The following is a 17512-nucleotide window of genomic DNA, read 5'->3' as shown; positions in this document are numbered from 1 at the left end:
GCGGTGAGTGTTGCCCGCGCGAGTGCTTTCGGTTGCTGGCGCATGCGTAGCGGGTAGGTGGTCTTGTGCTCTGGTGACGAGGGATCATTCGAGTTACACTTATTGCGAATGTTGCGATAGTTTCGATCAAGTGGGGTGAGTTGATGAGTGATATCTCGACGCTGGTGCCAGAGCCGACAGACGCGAAGCTGGCGGCCTCGGCGTTGCGTAGCTTCGGTGTTGCGCTAGATGCGGACGTTCCGGTTCGGCTGAGCGTGGGCGAGTCGGATATGGAGATGGAGGTGCCGCGTGCGGTGCTGACCGCGGTTGCTCGCGTGCTTGATAGCTTCGCCCACGGTGAGGGTGTGACGCTCGTGCCCACGCACGCGGAGCTGACGACGCAGCAAGCAGCGGATGTGCTGAACGTGTCTCGCCCATTTTTGATCGGTTTACTCGATGCGGGGCAGATCGGCTACCGCACGGTCGGCACTCACCGTCGTGTGAGGGCCGCGTCACTGGTGCGGTACTTGCGCGAGGACGACGCCCGCCGGGAGGCCGCCGCGGACGAGCTGGCTGTGGAGGCTCACGCGCTTGGGCTGTCCTGATCCGGGTCGGGTTGGCGCGGCTGGTGCGCCCGAAGTGGACGGATCGGATTCTTGAGGAAGTGTTCCGCAATCTCAGAGCCAATCGGCCAGACCTCGACCCGGCTAGGCTGGATCGAACCCGGCGGCTGATGAACGACGCGGTCCGAGATGTGGCCGTCACTGGCTATGAGTACCTGATCGGCCAGCTCGAACTACCCGATCCCGACGATCGGCACGTTCTGGCTGCCGCGATTCATACCGATGCACAGATGATCGTCACCCGCAATCTGCGCGATTTTCCCGGTGACACTCTCGCCCCGTGGGGTATCGAGGCTCAGCACCCGGACGTTTTTCTCGCCGGGCTCCACAAAGTACATCCGGGCATCTTGGGCGAGATTACGACCGCGATCGCCCGCACCTGGGCCGGTGGCGCCACAGCCTCTGACGTACTGGACCGCCTCGCAGTGGATGCGCCCCACACTGTGGACTTGGTGCGCCGGTCAGACCCGACACTTCGGAAAACTCAGAATCTTCCCAAGCGGTGAGTGTTGCCCGTGAGAGTGTAAGCTGTTCCACAGATTGTTCGCTGACATGGAGGAAGCATGACCATCGATCCCACAAGCACCGCCGCTTGGAAGCATCTGACAGACCTGACGCGTGACTTTACCCCGGATTTCCGTGGGCGATTCGCTGCCGATCCCGAGCGGGCCGAACGGTATACGTTGACCGCAGGCGATCTGCACGTGGACTTGTCCAAGAACTTCATTGATGAAGAGATCCGTGATGCACTCGTTCAGCTGGCTGACCAAGTGGGCGTGCCCGAGCGCCGCGCCGCGATGTTCGCGGGGGAGCACATCAACGTGACGGAAGATCGCGCCGTACTGCACACCGCTCTGCGCCGCCCGGCATCGGACCAGCTGGTTGTGGATGGTCAGGACGTGATTGCCGATGTGCACGAGGTGTTGGAGCGCATATACGCTTTCGCGAACAAAGTGAGGTCCGGCGAATGGGCCGGAGTGACGGGCAAGAAGATTCAGACCATCGTCAATATCGGCATTGGCGGCTCCGATCTGGGGCCCGTCATGGCCTACGAGGCTCTCAAGCTGTACGTGGATCTAGAGGCGCGTTTCATCTCCAATATCGATCCCACTGATGTTGGCGAGACGCTCAAGGGCGTTGATCCCGAGACCGTGCTGTTCATCGTGGCGTCCAAGACATTCACTACCCTTGAGACGCTGACCAACGCGAAGGCCTGCCGCCGCTGGTTTGTTGAGGGACTGCAGGCGCGCGGAATTGTCAGCGATGATGCCGTGTCCAAGCACTTCATTGCCGTGTCCACCAATTTGGAGAAGGTGGCAGAATTCGGGATCGATCCGGCCAATGCCTTTGGTTTCTGGAACTGGGTAGGCGGACGCTACTCGGTGGATTCAGCGGTTGGAACCGCACTGGCGCTGGCGATCGGGCCGGAGAATTTTGCGGAGTTCCTCGAGGGATTCCACACGATGGATGTGCACTTTGAGAGTGCCCCGGCATCCGAGAACGTGCCGCTGCTCATGGGGCTGCTCAACGTTCTGTACGTCAACTTCTATGGCGCAGGATCCCACGCGGTGCTGCCATATTCGCAGTACCTACACCGGTTCCCTGCCTACCTCCAGCAGCTGACGATGGAATCTAACGGTAAGTCCGTCACCTGGGATGGCGCTCCCGTGACCACCAAGACCGGCGAGGTGTTCTGGGGCGAACCTGGCACCAACGGCCAACACGCGTTCTACCAGCTGATCCATCAGGGTACGCAACTGATTCCCGCGGACTTCATTGCCTTCGCTAACCCGGAGTACGCGATGAAGGACGGTCAGACGGATCAGCACGAACTGTTCCTTGGCAACTTCTTCGCGCAAACCAAGGCGCTAGCGCTGGGAAAGACAGCCGATGAAGTCAGGGCTGAAGGAACGCCCGAGGCGATCGTGTCCGCCAGAGTTTTCCCGGGCAACAAGCCCACCACGTCCATCATGGCACCGGATCTGACGCCCTCGGTGCTTGGCCAGCTGATCGCACTGTATGAGCACATCACCTTCGTGCAGGGCGTTGTGTGGGGAATTGATTCGTTCGATCAGTGGGGCGTGGAGTTGGGCAAGCAGATGGCCAACGATATGGGCCCGGCGATCGCCGGAGATACCGATGCGCTGGCCGGTCAGGACCCCTCCACGCGCGGGCTGATTGCCTATTACAGGGCTCATCGCCGGTAGCAGCCAGTTACCGGAGCGCGTTCCGCTCAGTTGTTTCGTGAACATTTGGGTCCTATGGGCCTCTTCGGCGCGAGCCGCGCCACTAAACTATAGGGCGTGGGCAACCGCAGCCCAATCCTCAACTCGAAGGAGTTAAACGCATGGCTAAGACGCCTGTTACCGTTACTGTCACTGGAGCTGCCGGCAATATCGGCTACGCTCTCCTGTTCCGCATCGCCTCTGGCGCCCTGCTCGGCCCAGATGTACCCGTTCGCCTCAACCTGTTGGAGATCCCTCAGGCCGTCAAGGCCGCAGAGGGTACAGCAATGGAGCTCAACGATTCCGCGTTCCCGCTGCTTGAATCCGTGAATGTGTATGACGATCTGAACAAGGCATTCACCGGCACCTCAGTAGGACTGCTTGTTGGGGCCCGGCCCCGCACCAAGGGCATGGAGCGCGCTGATCTGCTAGAGGCCAACGGTGGAATCTTCGGACCTCAGGGCAAGGCAATCAACGATAACGCTGCCGATGATGTCAAGATTCTGGTTGTGGGCAACCCCGCTAACACCAACGCCGTGATCGCCATGCAGTCCGCGCCTGACGTTCCCAATGACCGCTTCAATGCCATGATGCGCTTGGATCACAACCGCGCCATCTCCCAGCTTGCTAGCAAGACGGGTGCTGCCGTCACTGACATCAAGAAGATGCTCGTGTGGGGTAACCACTCCGCCGATCAGTACCCGGATGTCTCCTACGCAACGGTTGCTGGCAAGCCCGCACCGGAGCTCGTGGATGAGGAGTGGTTGACGTCCTACTTCGTTCCCACCGTTGCCAAGCGCGGCGCGGCGATCATCGAAGCCCGCGGCGCCTCCTCTGCCGCATCAGCTGCTTCCGCCGCCATCGATCACGTGTACAACTGGGTCAATGGAACCGTTGAGGGCGATTGGGTCACCGGCGGCATTTACTCCGACGGTACGCATTACGGTGTTCCCGAGGGCCTCATCTACGGCCTGCCCGTCACCTCGAAGGGCGGTTCGTGGGACGTCGTGGATGGCTTGGACATCTCTGCGGCAACGCAGGCCGGCATCGATCACAACATCACGGCTGCTCAGGAGGAGCTGGACGCGGTTCGCGCGCTCGGCCTGATTAAGTAGCGCTGCGCTGATCGAGTAGGTTGGCGAGCTCGAACTCGCTGATCCCGAGTCATCAGAAGGGGCAGGTGCATCACACGGTGTGCCTGCCCCTTCGCTGTGCCCTGAGCTTGGCCGCACCGCCGGCCCAATGCCCAGACTCCTCAGTTGGACCACTTATGGCGCCTCCGGAGGTGGTATGCCATGTCCAACAACTACATAAGGTGTCCAAGGGCGGACAAGGAGCGGGCGGAGACCAAAACGGCCTAGAGGAATAAGACACACCTCCTGCACGCGAGCCTACGGTAGGGTAACCTACTTGAACGTAAGGTACGTTTGAGTAACTTAGAGGTGTTCATGGACTGGTCACTCACCAGTGCGCAAGCCGCGGTGTTCCTCCACACGGAATCCACTGGCTCAACGCAGGACGATCTGGCGGCTATATGGCCAGGGAGTCCTGACTTCACCGTACTTATCGCAGATGATCAAGTGGCGGGCCGTGGCCGCATAGGCCGCCAGTGGCATTCGGAGCCCGGCCACTCGCTCCTGATCTCCGTCTTAGTTTCTCTGCCCATCGCGCTCCGGGAACAGCTGCACTGGCTGACTCTCATTGGTGGCGCAGCGGCACGTGCGGCCACGGGCAGTGAGCGCGTCAAGGTGAAGTGGCCGAATGACGTCGTCGTCGACAATAAAAAAATCGGCGGAATCATTGGCGAACACTGCGGAGAATCGGACGGGCGGATCAGCGCCGTTCTGGGCCTCGGAATGAACCTCTCGATCACTGAATTCCCAACGCCCACCGCAGCTTCCCTGAAATCGGTGGGGCTCCCTGTCCCCAGCCGTGATGAGCTTGCGGCGGCGTGGCTAGCAGGACTCAGGGAACGTATCAACGCATTCGAAGCCGCTGCCGGAGATCCGGAGCGCTCGGGCGTATTGACCGAAATCAACACACATTGTGACACGCTGCGCCCAGGAATCATGGTGGGGCGCCCCGCAAATTCTCCCGTGTACGGGACCGGACGCGCGGTACTAGCAGACGGTTCGCTGGAGGTGGCCACAGATGGCGGCCTCGTGCGGATCACGGCCGGCGAAGTATCGCTATTCAACTAAGGAAGGCACCAATGATCTCACGAATCCTCGTGGCGAACCGTTCGGAAATCGCCCTGCGCGTGATCCGAACGGCGCGCGATATGGGTATCGAATCCGTGGCAATCTACACGGAATCCGATATCAACGCTCAGTTCGTGGCTCAGGCCGATGAGGCCCACGCCATCGGCGGCGATTACATGAACATCGAGCGCATCGTCGACATCGCCAAAAGCACCGGCGTGGATGCCGTTCACCCCGGATACGGATTCCTGTCCGAAATCGAGGAGTTCGCAAGCGCCGTCATGGACGCCGGGATTGCGTGGATCGGCCCCGATCCGAGTGTTCTGGCCAAATTGGGGGATAAGATTCAGGCGCGCCGATTGGCCGAATCCGTAGGTGTTTCGCCGGTTCCGGGGATTTCCGATCCGGTTTCTGGGCGCGAGGCCGTGGAAGAGTTCGTGGCCAGCCACGGCTTCCCGATCGTCACGAAGAAGGCCGACGGCGGTGGCGGACGGGGCATCACCGTCATTGACTGCGATGCCGATATCGATCATTTCTTTGCCGCACATGGCACCGAATCTGACAAGTTCTTCGTGGAACGTTTCATCCGGACCGCTCGCCACGTTGAAACCCAGTGTGAACGCGATTCTGCCGGGAACTTCGCCGTGGTGTCCACCCGCGATTGTTCTGTTCAGCGCCGCAACCAGAAGCTGATCGAAGAGGCGCCGGCGCCCCAGCTGCCCGGCGATTCCGACGCCACCATCCGCGACTGGTCCAAGCGCTTGTTCGACGCCGTGGGCTACGTTGGTTTGGGCACATGCGAATTCCTCGTGGAGCCCGATGGGCGCGTCAACTTCCTTGAAGTGAACCCCCGCCTGCAGGTGGAGCACACCGTGTCTGAAGAGGTCACGGGGCTGGATCTGGTGCGCGAGCAGATTACGATCGCCGGTGGCGGCGCGCTGACGCCCGTACCCGAGGCGCGTGCTCACTCCTTCGAGTTCCGGATCACGTGTGAGGATCCCGCCAACGGCATGATCCCTTCCACCGGCACCATCTCCCACCTGCGGTGGCCGCTGGGCCACGGGGTGCGGATCGAATCCGGGATTGTTCAGGGCGATGTGGTAACCAACGGCTTCGACCCGATGCTCGCCAAGCTGGTTGTGACCGCTCCGGATCGCGAGCAAGCGATTGCTCGCTCGCGCCGCGCACTCGATGAGATGGTTGTTGAGGGGCTGGCCACGCCCGCCGCTCTGTATTCCGAAGTGATTTCCATGGACGATTTCGCCGGGGCTCCTATCTCTACTCGGTGGTTCGAGGATTCTGTGCTGCCGGAAAAGGTGACCGAGGGTGGGAGCGGCGGTGCAGGCGGTGCTAGTAACGGCGCCGTAACCACCCACACGGGGCTCCCTGCGGTTCCAGATGAGCGCGTGTCCTTCGTTGCCGAACTCAACGGGCAGCGCGTGAACATCACCATTCCACGCGACGTGTTGGTCCCCAACGGGCCTCGCGTAGCAAGCCGCGGCCATCAGCCATTGCGCGGGGGAGCACGCCGTGTTGCAGGTGGCGCCTCGGGCGAACAGGTGGACGCCAGCGGCATGGTGAACTCGCAAATTCAAGCCATCGTGGTGCGCGTGTGCGTGGAAGTGGGCGCCGCGGTGCGTCAGGGCGATCTGCTCGTGGTTCTCGAATCCATGAAGATGGAGAGCTACGTGTACGCCCCCTATGACGGAACTGTTAAGGAAATTGCGGTGGCGGGCGGCGAAAACGTTGCCGCCTTCCAGCCGCTTGTCCGAGTGGATCGGAAGGAGGACTGATTGTGAGGACGCGTGGTATCCGGGGGCTTCCGGACGAATCACAGACCATTGACCGCTCCTCGCGCGTTGTTAATCGCGCGGATTTCGCGGCATACCAAGACGAATTGGTGAGCACTGCTGAAGAAAAGGCACGTAGCCGCCAGCACCCCAAGTCCAAGCAGACGGCCCGCGAGCGTATTGAGATGTTCGTGGACAACTTCACGGAGATCGGCCAGTTCGTTGGCGGCAATATGGCTCAGGGCTTCCTGGGCGCCGCCGTTGTGACAGGCATTGGTGAGTTGAACGGGCGGCAGGTAGCCGTTTACGCACAAGACTTCTCGATTGCCGGCGGAACACTTGGACGTACGGAGGGCGATAAGATCATCGCCATCATGGATAAGGCGCTGGAGTTGCGCATTCCGATCGTGGCCATGCTTGATTCTGGCGGCGCGCGCATCCAGGAAGGTGTGTTGGCGCTTTCCCAGTACGGGCGCATCTTCGCCAAGACGGTGGAGGCATCCGGCGTTATTCCTCAGATCTCCGTGATCCTCGGGCCGTGCGCTGGCGGCGCCGTGTACTGCCCGGCTCTCACGGACTTCATCGTGATGACCAAGGAACACGCCCACATGTTCGTCACGGGCCCGGACGTTGTTAAGGCAACAACCGGTGAGGACGTGTCCTTCGAAGATCTAGGTGGCGCGGCGCTCCACAACTTCCAGTCAGGCGTTGCTCACTATCAGGCTGAGGATGAAGAAGACGCGCTCGATTACACGCGCGCCCTGCTGAACTACCTTCCCTCCAACTGCGATGGCCAAGCCCAGCGCTGGGATTATGAGGAGGGCCCGGATGATGTGCTCAGCTCCGCAACCATTGCCGATCTGGTACCCGAATCCTCCAAGCAGCCCTACGACATGGTGGAGGTTATCCGCCACCTCGTGGATTACGAGGAGTTCGTTCAGGTTCAGGAGCTGTTCGCGCCCTCGATCGTTGTGGGCTTTGCTTGCCTGAACGGCGAATCCGTGGGGATCGTGGCTAACCAGCCGCTCCATGACGCTGGAACGCTGGATGTGGACGCCTCGGAGAAGTCTGGGCGCTTCGTCCAGTTCTGCGATGCCTTCAACATTTCGGTGATCACGCTTGTGGATGTTCCGGGATACCGCCCGGGAACGGAGCAGGAGCAGGCCGGCATTATTCGCCGCGGCGCCAAGCTCATCTGGTCCTACGCGAACGCCACCGTGCCCCTCATCACCGTTGTGCTCCGCAAGGCCTACGGCGGTGCCTACATCGTCATGGGCTCGAAGTCACTGGGCGGGGATATGAACTTCGCTTGGCCGGGAGCCGAGATCGCCGTGCTGGGAGCGGACGGCGCTGTGGCCATCACCGGCCGCCGCGAGCTCAAGGCCGCGGCCCAAGAGGGCGCGGACGTAGCTGTGCTCAAGCAAGAGCTCATCGATGAATACACACGTGAAAACGTGAACCCATACTTGGCGGTGGCGTCCGGAGAACTGGATGCCATTATCACGCCCGAATCCACACGTTCCAACATTGTTTCTGCACTGCGTATTCTGCGCACGAAAGATAGGTCCCATCCCGGCACGCGCCGGCACGGCAACATGCCGATGTAGGGGAGAAAGACGAGAGATGATTACTCAAGAGATTAATTCCGGCACTCCCTGGATCCTCCAGTTCGCAGGCCAGTCATCACCGTGGCGCCGCGAGCTCGATGAACTTGCTTCCGAGGGACAGATCGCCACAGAGCTTTCCACCATCGATTCGGCAGCCGAGGCCCTGTTGGCACCGGTTCTGCCCGAGCTGACGCTGATTAGCGGCGGGCGGCTGAACTTGCTCGGCAATTCGGGTGAAGGTGCTTTTGCCTCCGTTCCCGGCATCCTCATGGCGCAGTACGGTGCGTGGCTGGACGTCTCGCACGTTCTGACCAACCAGCCGGTGGCCGTAATCGGCCACTCGCAGGGAATCTTGGCCGAGGCCCTTCTGGCGGCCGAAAACAAGGCAGCCGTCATGGCACTGGCACGCCTCATTGGCGCCGCAGCCACGAAGGTCACGCGTGAGGCCGGCGCCGAACGCGCAGGCAACACCGCGATGGTGTCCGTGCGCGGGGTTCCGCGCGGGTTGCTGGCCGATCTGGCTTCTGGCGTTGGCGCCGATCTGGCCATCGTCAATTCCTACAATTCACTCGTCGCATCAGGCCGCCCGGCGGATCTGGCCAAACTTGTGGCCAAGCTGGAGAAGGTTGCTGAGAAATCGGCCGCCGAACGCACGGCAAAGAAAACTGGCGGCGCCCCACTCACACCCGTCGTCGAATTCCTTGACGTGGATGCGCCATTCCACTCGCATATCCTCGAACCCGCCGTCGCCCTTGTTGATGACTGGGCGGCGCGTTGCGGACTGAACGTGGACAAGTCGGACCACCTAGCCCGCGCCGTCCTCACCGATCATCTGGAGTGGGCGAACGAATTCGGCGAGGCGGTGCAGAAGCTCGATCAGGGATACGTTGTTGACCTTGGACCGGGCAACCTGCAATCGCTCACAACGGAGAACCTTGCCGGGTCTGGAATCACGTATGTGGATGCCGGAACTGCGCCCGCGCGTGACGAATTTGTTTCCGGTGAAGGCCGCGAGGTCACATCGGAGGACTGGACGGCCTACGCTCCCAAGCTGGCGACCATCCGCAACCATAAGGTTCTTGAGACGGCGTTCTCGCGCCTGACCGGACGCTCGCCCATCATCTTGGGCGGCATGACCCCCACCACCGTAGATCCGGAGATCGTTGCGGCCGCAGCGAACGCCGGGCACTGGGTGGAGTTGGCCGGCGGCGGGCAGGTGACCGAAGAGGTCCTGTCCGAACACGTTGATGGCCTGCGCAAGATGCTAGAGCCGGGCCGCACCGCCCAGTTCAACGCCATGTTCCTTGACCGCTACCTGTGGAATCTGCAGTTCGGCACCCGGCGCCTTGTCTCGCGTGAACGCGCGGCCGGCGCCCCGATCGATGGTGTCACCATTTCGGCTGGCATCCCGGATCTGGACGAGGCCGTGGAACTCATCGAACGCCTGCGCGGCGAAGGATTCCCCTACATCGGCTTCAAGCCGGGCACCGTCCAGCAGATCCGCCAAGTACTGGCGATCGCACGGGTGACCGAGGGCATGCCCCTCATCATCCAGATCGAGGACGGGCACGCAGGAGGCCACCACTCGTGGGTTGACCTCAACGATATGTTGCTGGCCACCTACCGTGAGATCCGCGAGGCGGGCGTGATCCTGACCGTGGGTGGCGGAATGGGCGTGCCAGAGCGCGCCGCCGCCTTCCTCACGGGCGAATGGTCCAAGGAATTTGGCCGGCCGGCCATGCCGGTTGATGCCGTGTTCATCGGCACCGTGGGCATGACGGCGCTCGAGGCGAAGACCAACCGGGACGTCAAGGAATTGCTCGTGGCAACCCCCGGTGTTGCCGCCGATGATGAGGGCGGCTGGATCGCCAGCGGGGCGGCCCGTGGGGGAATCACCTCCGGCCTGTCCCAGCTTCGCGCCGATATCTACAAAGTGGAGAACTCCTGCTCGGAGGCCGGGCGGCTTCTGGTGGACGTTGACGGTGATGCTGAGGCGATCGCCGAGCGCCGCGATGAAATCATCGAGGCTATCAACAAGACCGCCAAGCCCTACTTCGGCGATATTGAAGAGATGACGTACGCGGACGTTGTTCGCCGCTACACGGAGTTGTCATATCCGTGGACCGACGGCGGGCTCGTGACGCGCTTGTTCGAGATGCTCCAGCGTTTCGAGGCGCGCCTGTGCGCGGCCGATCATGGCGAAATCGCCACGATCTTCTCCGATGAGGAGGCAGTGCGCGATCCATACGCGGCCCTCGATGCCTTTGTTGCCGCCTACCCGAACGCGGATACCGAACTGGTCAGCGCAATTGATACGGCATGGTTCTTGTCCCTGTGCCTGAAGTACCCGAAGCCTGTGCCATTCGTGTCCAACATTGGCGCTGACGTCCTTCAGCGGTGGGGTGGGGATTCGCTGTGGCAGTCTCACGATCCGCGCTACAAGGCGGACGAAGTCAGCATTATTCCTGGACCTACCTCAGTTGCCGGTATCACCTCCGTTGACGAGCCGATCGCATCGATCTTGGCGCGCTACGAGGACTACACGGTGGGACAGCTGGATGGAGAGGCTCCCGAGGTGTTCTCACGCTTGGCTGCCGATCGCGATACATACCTGCGCACCGTTCCCTACGTCATGTGGCACGGCCAGTTGGCTGAAAACCCGGCGGCGCTCGTGGAAGAGGTGGAGATTCGCGAAAGCGATGCGGGCCTTGAGCTGCGCGTTCCGCTTGATACCTTCTGGGACGGCACTGAGGCGCAGCAGCATGTTGTGCGCGAGCTGATCATCCCGATCGTTCTGCCCGATTCGGTCCAAAACGGTGGGCTGCCCATCGTGGACGATGCCCGTTTGGCCGATGATATGCGCCAGATGCTGGCCGTGACCGCCGGCGTTGGCACCACCACAATCGGTGGCACGCCCATCGAGGGCCTTCCGGAATTCGTGGAGGGAGAGGCACACTTCACCTACGCCGTATCTCCCGCGATTGGTTCCCTGCACGCTGGTGTGACCGCCGGCGGACCTCAGGGTGCCGTTCCGTCCTCTATTCTTGGTTCGAGCTGGCCCACCATCTATGCGGCCATCGGCTCCGGCTGGGCAAATGATTACCCGGTGATCGAAGGGCTCTTGTCCGCCGTTCATCTGGATCACTCGGAGAACCTGCACGTATCGATTGACGAGATCCTTGCCTCCGGCCAGCTGACCTCCCACTCGCACTGCGCCAGCATCGAGGAATCCTCTGCCGGGCGCGTTGTGACGATCCAGACGCGCGTGACGCGGGGCGCGGGCCATGCCGGGGAAACAGGCGAACCCGTCATCGAATTCGTGGACCGCTTCGCGATGCGCGGGCGTGTGACAACAACCGATCAGCCGGTGGATCCAGCCCCTCGCGGCGGCCATGTGGGCGAGGTTGTGGACACCCCACATTCTCTCCTTAATCGCGTGACGGTGACCGCACCGGAGAACATGACGGCCTTCGCCATCGTTTCTGGTGACTTCAACCCGATCCACACGTCCACGCGGGCTGCAAAGATGTCCGGGATGGATGACGCGCTGGTTCACGGCATGTGGCTGTGCGCGGCCGCTCAGCATGCGGTGGAGGATCTGTGCATCACCGGATGGACCTACCGCATGTTCGGAATGGTCAACCTAGGCGACGATGTGGAGATCAGCGTGGAGCGCGTTGGCCGCATTCGCGGCGGCGGGCTTGCCCTCGAAGTGACCTGCCGGATCGCAGGCGAAGTGGTGGCTCAGGCCAGCGCGTCCGTTGCGGCTGCGTCCACGGCCTACGTGTACCCCGGTCAGGGCATCCAGACGGCGGGTATGGCGCTGGACGAGCGCAACGATTCGCCTGCGGCCCGCGACGTGTGGGAGCGCGCGGATAAGCACACACGTGCGGCGCTTGGATTCTCCATCCTCGCCGTGGTGCGCGATAACCCGAATTCCATCACCGCTAAGGGGGAGACCTACTTCCACCCGGATGGCATCTTGAACCTCACCCAGTTCACTCAGGTTGCGCTGGCCACCGTGGCCATCGCGCAAACCGAGCGGCTGCGCGAGCAGGGTGCCCTTGTTAACGGCGCAAGCTTCGCTGGGCATTCGCTTGGCGAGTACACGGCGCTGTCCGCCTACGGCCGGATCTTCACGTTGGAGAACCTGCTGGAGATCGTGTTCCAGCGCGGTTCCACGATGCACCACCTCGTGCCTCGTGACGCCGAAGGCCGTTCGAATTACCAGCTCGGAGCGCTGCGTCCTAACCAGTTTGGGATTGGCGACGACGGTGTGCTTGCGTACATTTCCGAGGTTTCGAAGGCTTCTGGCGAGTTCCTTGAGGTTGTGAACCTCAACTTGGCTGGTCAGCAGTACGCGGTTGCCGGAACCCTTGCAGGGCTGAAGGCACTCGCGGCAGATTCGGCGCGGCGAGCCAAGGAGTTCGGTGGCAAGCGTCCATTCATGCTCATCCCGGGCATCGATGTTCCGTTCCACTCCTCCGTTCTTCGCGATGGTGTGCCGGACTTCCGCAACCTGCTCGAAGGGCTGATGCCAGAAGACGTTCATCTGGATGTTCTGGAGGGGCGGTACATTCCGAACCTCGTGGCTCGGCCATTCGAACTGACCACAGATTTCATGGATGCGATCCTCGCCGTTGTTCCCTCCGAATCGGTGGCGAACCTGCGAGCTAACTTCGATGAGGTCATGTCCGATCCGGGCTCTGTGGCCCGCGAACTGCTGGTTGAGCTGTTGGCGTGGCAATTTGCTTCGCCCGTGCGCTGGATCGAGACGCAGAAGGCGCTCATCGAATCGCGCGTTCAAGAGATCGTTGAAGTTGGCTTGGCTTCCTCCCCAACGCTCGCGAACCTCGCGAGTAAGACTCTCGCGCTGCCACAAAACGCTGGTGCGAACGTCACGGTGTACAACGTGCAGCGTGACGCCAAGCGAGTACTCCACGAGGATGTTGCGAAGGCGCCGGCTCCCGAGGTAGCAGATGAGGCAGCCGCCTCTGATGCTGCTGCGGCGGCAGGAGCTGTGGAACAAGAGGCAGCCGAACCGGCCGCCATGGTTGCTCCGGCAAGTCCTCCGGCTTCTGCGCAGGCCGCTGCTCCGGCATCGGGCCCCACCCCGGACATTCCGTTCAGGGCAGGGGATGCGTTGAAGATCCTTCTGGCTCAGCAAACCAAGATTCGTCTTGATCAGATCATTGATGCGGATACCGTGGAAACCCTGACCAACGGGGTCTCTTCCAAGCGCAACCAGATCCTCATGGACATGACGGCCGAATTCGAGTTGAGTGCACTGGACGGGGCCGCCGAGGCGCCGTTGGCATCGCTCGAGTCCACGATCAACGATCAGGCTCACGGGTATCGTCCATTCGGTCCTGTCCTGTCTGAGGTTGTCAATGAGAGGCTGCGTTCCCTGACGGGTGCGGCGGCCTCCAAGCCCTCACGCGTGAGCGAGCGAGTGAGCAACGTGTGGCAGCTCGGTGAAGGATGGAGCGCCTATGTTCGTTCTGCCCTCGTTCTGGGCACCCGTGAGGGCAAGTCCCTGCGCGGCGGCGAACTTGCCACCCTGTCCACGCCGTCAAATGCTGCGGAACTTGATGCGGTCATCGATGCCGCCGTGAACGAAGTGGCCGGAGTGCTGGACATCTCCGTTGCCATTCCGAGTTCCGGTGGCGGCGCTGGCGGTGCGGTGGTCGATTCGGCAGCCCTAGACGCCTTCTCGGATGAAATCACCGGGGCGCTGGCGGATACGGCTCGCGAGCTTCTGGTTCGCCTCGGCAAGGCTCCCGAGGTTTCGGTTGAAGCCCCGTCAGAGGACGTTGCCCTTCGCGAAGCGATGAGCAGCGAACTCGGCTCCGGCTGGGAGAAGTTCGTGACTCCAGCCTTTGATGTTCGCCGGGCTGTCCGCTTGTGCGATCGCTGGGCAACCGCACGCGAGGATGTCGCGCGGATTGCTGCTGGCTACGAGGTGGAAGGAAACTTCCAAGGCGTTGGTGAAGAGGTGGCGCGGCAGGCCGAATGGCAAGCTGCCCGCAACCCAGATCCACGGTTCGCAGAAATCGCAGCCGCGGCTCGCAACTCGGAGCCAGGCGAATTCGAGGGGCAGGTTGCCGTGATCACCGGGGTTACCCCGAATTCGATCGCTGGTGCCGCTGCCGGCAGGCTCTTAGCTGGTGGGGCAACGGTTATCATGACCGCCTCGCGCATCAACACGGCGCGTCTATCCTTTGCTAAGGAGCTGTACCGCACCCACGCAACGGGCGCGGCGGAGCTGTGGCTGCTTCCGGCCAACCTCGCGAGCTTCCGCGATATTGATTCACTCATCGAGTGGGTTGGATCCGAACAGCGCGAGACGGTTGGCGCAACATCCCACCTGATCAAGCCGGCTCTCATTCCGGATATCCTGCTGCCGTTTGCGGCACCGGGTGTGCGCGGATCGCTGGCAGATTCCGGATACGAAACCGAGAATCAGGCACGTGTGCTCCTGTGGGGCGTTGAGCGCCTACTCGGCGGGTTGGCTAGCGTTGGTAGCGAAATCAACGTGGACCATCGCCTGCACACGATCCTGCCGGGATCGCCTAACCGTGGAACCTTCGGCGGGGACGGCGCATACGGTGAGGTCAAGGCTGCCTTTGACGCCATCTGCAACAAGTGGAGCTCCGAGCCGTGGGGTGCTCGCACTTCTCTGGCTCACGCGAAGATCGGTTGGGTGCGTGGCACCGGGCTGATGGGTCATAACGATCCGCTCGTGGGAGCTGTTGAGGCCGCCGGTGTTCACACGTGGTCCACTGAGGAGATGGGGGAGCAGCTGGCTCGCTTGGCTAGCGCGGAAACTCGCGCTCAGGCCGCGTCCGGCCCTGTTGAAGCGGACCTGACCGGTGGGCTGGACAAGGTTGATCTCAAGGCGCTGGAGGCTTCGCTTCCTGAGACGCCGGAAGAGGCTAACCCAGCACCGTCCATCAAGGCGCTTCCCACACCGGAGAGCCACGTCCAGCCGGGTAATGACACGGCGGATTGGTCCGGTGTAACCGCTCGCCCAGAAGATCTCGTTGTCATGGTAGGCATTGGAGAGGTTGGTCCATGGGGCTCCTCCCGAACTCGCTTGCAAGCGGAGCTGGGGCTGAAGGACGAAGGCGATGTGGACCTCACAGCCGCTGGCGTTCTCGAGCTGGCTTGGATGATGGGGCTTCTCCAGTGGCACGAAACACCTCAGCCTGGTTGGTATGACAAGGAGGAGCACTTCGTAGACGAATCTGAGATCTGGGAACGCTTCCGTGACGATGTTGTGGCGCGCTCCGGCATTCGCACCTATGTGGATGACGGTGTGCTGGCAGATCTGGGTACTGTGGATGTGGCGCCGGTTCGCCTCGAATCGGATGTGACATTCTCGGTTTCGGACGAGGCTTCGGCCAAGGACCATGTACAAGCCGATCCGGACAATACGAGTGCCGCGTTCGTGGATGACGAGTGGCAGGTGACCCGCAAGGCGGGAGCACTCACCTATGTGCCACGCCGTACCACGCTTTCGCGCACCGTTGGCGGCCAGTTCCCCACAGATTTCGATCCGGCGCACTGGGGCATCCCGGCGTCCATGACCGAATCGATGGACCGGATGGCCATCTGGAACCTGCTGACTACGGTGGATGCCTTCGTGGCTTCGGGCTTCACGCCCGCTGAACTGCTGGCGAACCTTCACCCGGCAGAAGTTGCCTCCACTCAAGGCACGGGCTTCGGAGGCATGACCTCCATGCACCGCCTGTACGTGGATCGCTTCAAGGGCGGGGATTACCCGCAGGACATCCTGCAGGAAACACTCCCGAACGTGGTGGCTGCGCACACGATGCAGAGCTACATCGGCGGGTACGGTTCGATGATTCACCCGGTGGGGGCTTGCGCCACCGCTGCGGTGTCCGTGGAAGAAGGCGTGGATAAGATCACGGCGGGCAAGGCAACCTTCGTGGTGGCCGGCGCGATCGACGATCTGCAGATCGAATCCCTCATCGGATTCGGTGATATGAACGCCAGCGCTAACTCTCAGGCCATGCGTGACAAGGGAATCTCCGATCGGTTCTTCTCCCGCGCTGGCGATATCCGCCGCGGCGGATTCGTGGAGAGTCAGGGTGGCGGAACGGTCCTGCTGGCTCGCGGTGACCTTGCCGAAGAGCTGGGGCTACCTGTGCTCGGTGTGGTTGGATTCGTCCAGTCCTTCGCCGATGGCATCCATACATCGATCCCGGCTCCTGGCCTTGGTGCCTTGGCAGCGGGACGTGGCGGCACAAACTCCCGCCTCGCTCGCAACCTGAACGCGCTGGGTGTTCAGGCGGACGATATTAAGGTGTTGTCCAAGCACGATACGTCCACCAATGCCAACGATCCGAATGAGGCTGAACTGCACGTTCGCTTGGCGAACGCCCTTGGGCGTTCGGAAGGCAACCCGCTCTACGTGATTTCGCAGAAGACTCTGACGGGACACTCGAAGGGTGGCGCGGCACTGTTCCAGATGGCGGGCCTGTCACAGGTGTTCGCAAATGGAACGGTTCCCGGTAATCGGTCACTCGATTGCTTGGATCCCGAGTTCGCGGCTGATCCGTTCCTCGTCTGGCCGCGTACGCCCATCGAGGTTGGGCCAGTCAAGGCTGCGCTTTTGACCTCGCTTGGCTTTGGCCACGTGTCTGCAATCGTTGCGATGGTTCACCCCGGAGCTTTCGAGCAGGCCGTTGCCAATGCCTCTGGAGAAGAGGCGGCGCACCAGTGGCGCGATCGCGCGAGTGAGCGCCTTGCCTCCGGTAACCGTCAGCTCCACAAGGGGATGATCGGGCATGCACCACTGTTCGAGGAGCCGGAAGGCCGCCGCTTTGACGGCGACGCCCACGAGCAAGAGGCAGCCATGCTTCTCGATTCGGAATCCCGGCTGGGAGAACATGGGGTTTACTAGAGATGGGGTCTACTAGAGCTTGATCTTGTAGGAACCAAGGAGGAGGGGCTTGACCGCCACTGGTGGTCAAGCCCCTCCTCCTATGCTCGAAAGCCGATAGAATCGCACAGCAGCCCCCCTTTCGCCACCGCAACTGCCCACGTTTCGCCACCGCAACT

Annotated in this window: 8 protein-coding genes; all 8 read left to right on the top strand. The window is 61.9% G+C overall.

Annotation, left to right across the window (positions count from 1 at the left end; translation table 11 throughout):
• The first annotated feature begins 143 nt into the window (after positions 1-143).
• Positions 144-584, top strand: coding sequence for a helix-turn-helix domain-containing protein (locus ACTHV6_RS03700; RefSeq protein ID WP_441385920.1), 441 nt, complete (start codon positions 144-146; stop codon positions 582-584).
• A gap of 23 nt (positions 585-607) precedes the next feature.
• Entirely contained in the window at positions 608-1108 is a 501-nt protein-coding gene (locus ACTHV6_RS03695; RefSeq protein WP_441385919.1) for a PIN domain-containing protein, read from the top strand.
• A gap of 57 nt (positions 1109-1165) precedes the next feature.
• Entirely contained in the window at positions 1166-2809 is a 1644-nt protein-coding gene (gene pgi / locus ACTHV6_RS03690) for a glucose-6-phosphate isomerase (protein ID WP_441385918.1), read from the top strand.
• Between the two features lie 140 nt (positions 2810-2949).
• A complete protein-coding gene (locus tag ACTHV6_RS03685; protein WP_441385917.1) occupies positions 2950-3942 on the top strand; it encodes a malate dehydrogenase in 993 nt (330 codons plus the stop codon).
• A 312-nt stretch (positions 3943-4254) separates the two neighbouring features.
• Positions 4255-5028: a biotin--[acetyl-CoA-carboxylase] ligase gene (locus ACTHV6_RS03680; RefSeq protein WP_441385916.1), complete on the top strand. Its 774-nt coding sequence runs from the start codon at positions 4255-4257 to the stop codon at positions 5026-5028.
• A gap of 11 nt (positions 5029-5039) precedes the next feature.
• Positions 5040-6821 carry an ATP-binding protein gene (locus tag ACTHV6_RS03675; RefSeq protein ID WP_441385915.1) on the top strand — a complete coding sequence of 594 codons (1782 nt, stop codon included), beginning with the start codon at positions 5040-5042 and terminating at the stop codon, positions 6819-6821.
• A gap of 17 nt (positions 6822-6838) precedes the next feature.
• The gene (locus ACTHV6_RS03670) at positions 6839-8425 is read left to right on the top strand and encodes an acyl-CoA carboxylase subunit beta (protein ID WP_441385974.1); all 1587 of its coding nucleotides are present in this window, start codon (positions 6839-6841) and stop codon (positions 8423-8425) included.
• 16 nt (positions 8426-8441) lie between these two features.
• Positions 8442-17354, top strand: a complete 8913-nt coding sequence (locus tag ACTHV6_RS03665; protein ID WP_441385914.1) for a fatty acid synthase subunit beta domain-containing protein — start codon at positions 8442-8444, stop codon at positions 17352-17354.
• Positions 17355-17512: the final 158 nt, after the last annotated feature.

It is taken from the genome of Ancrocorticia sp. (assembly GCF_052089425.1).
Lineage (GTDB): Bacteria > Actinomycetota > Actinomycetes > Actinomycetales > Actinomycetaceae > Ancrocorticia.
Note: the sequence above shows the minus strand (reverse complement) of the source record. Positions and strands in the feature narration are given on the sequence as shown.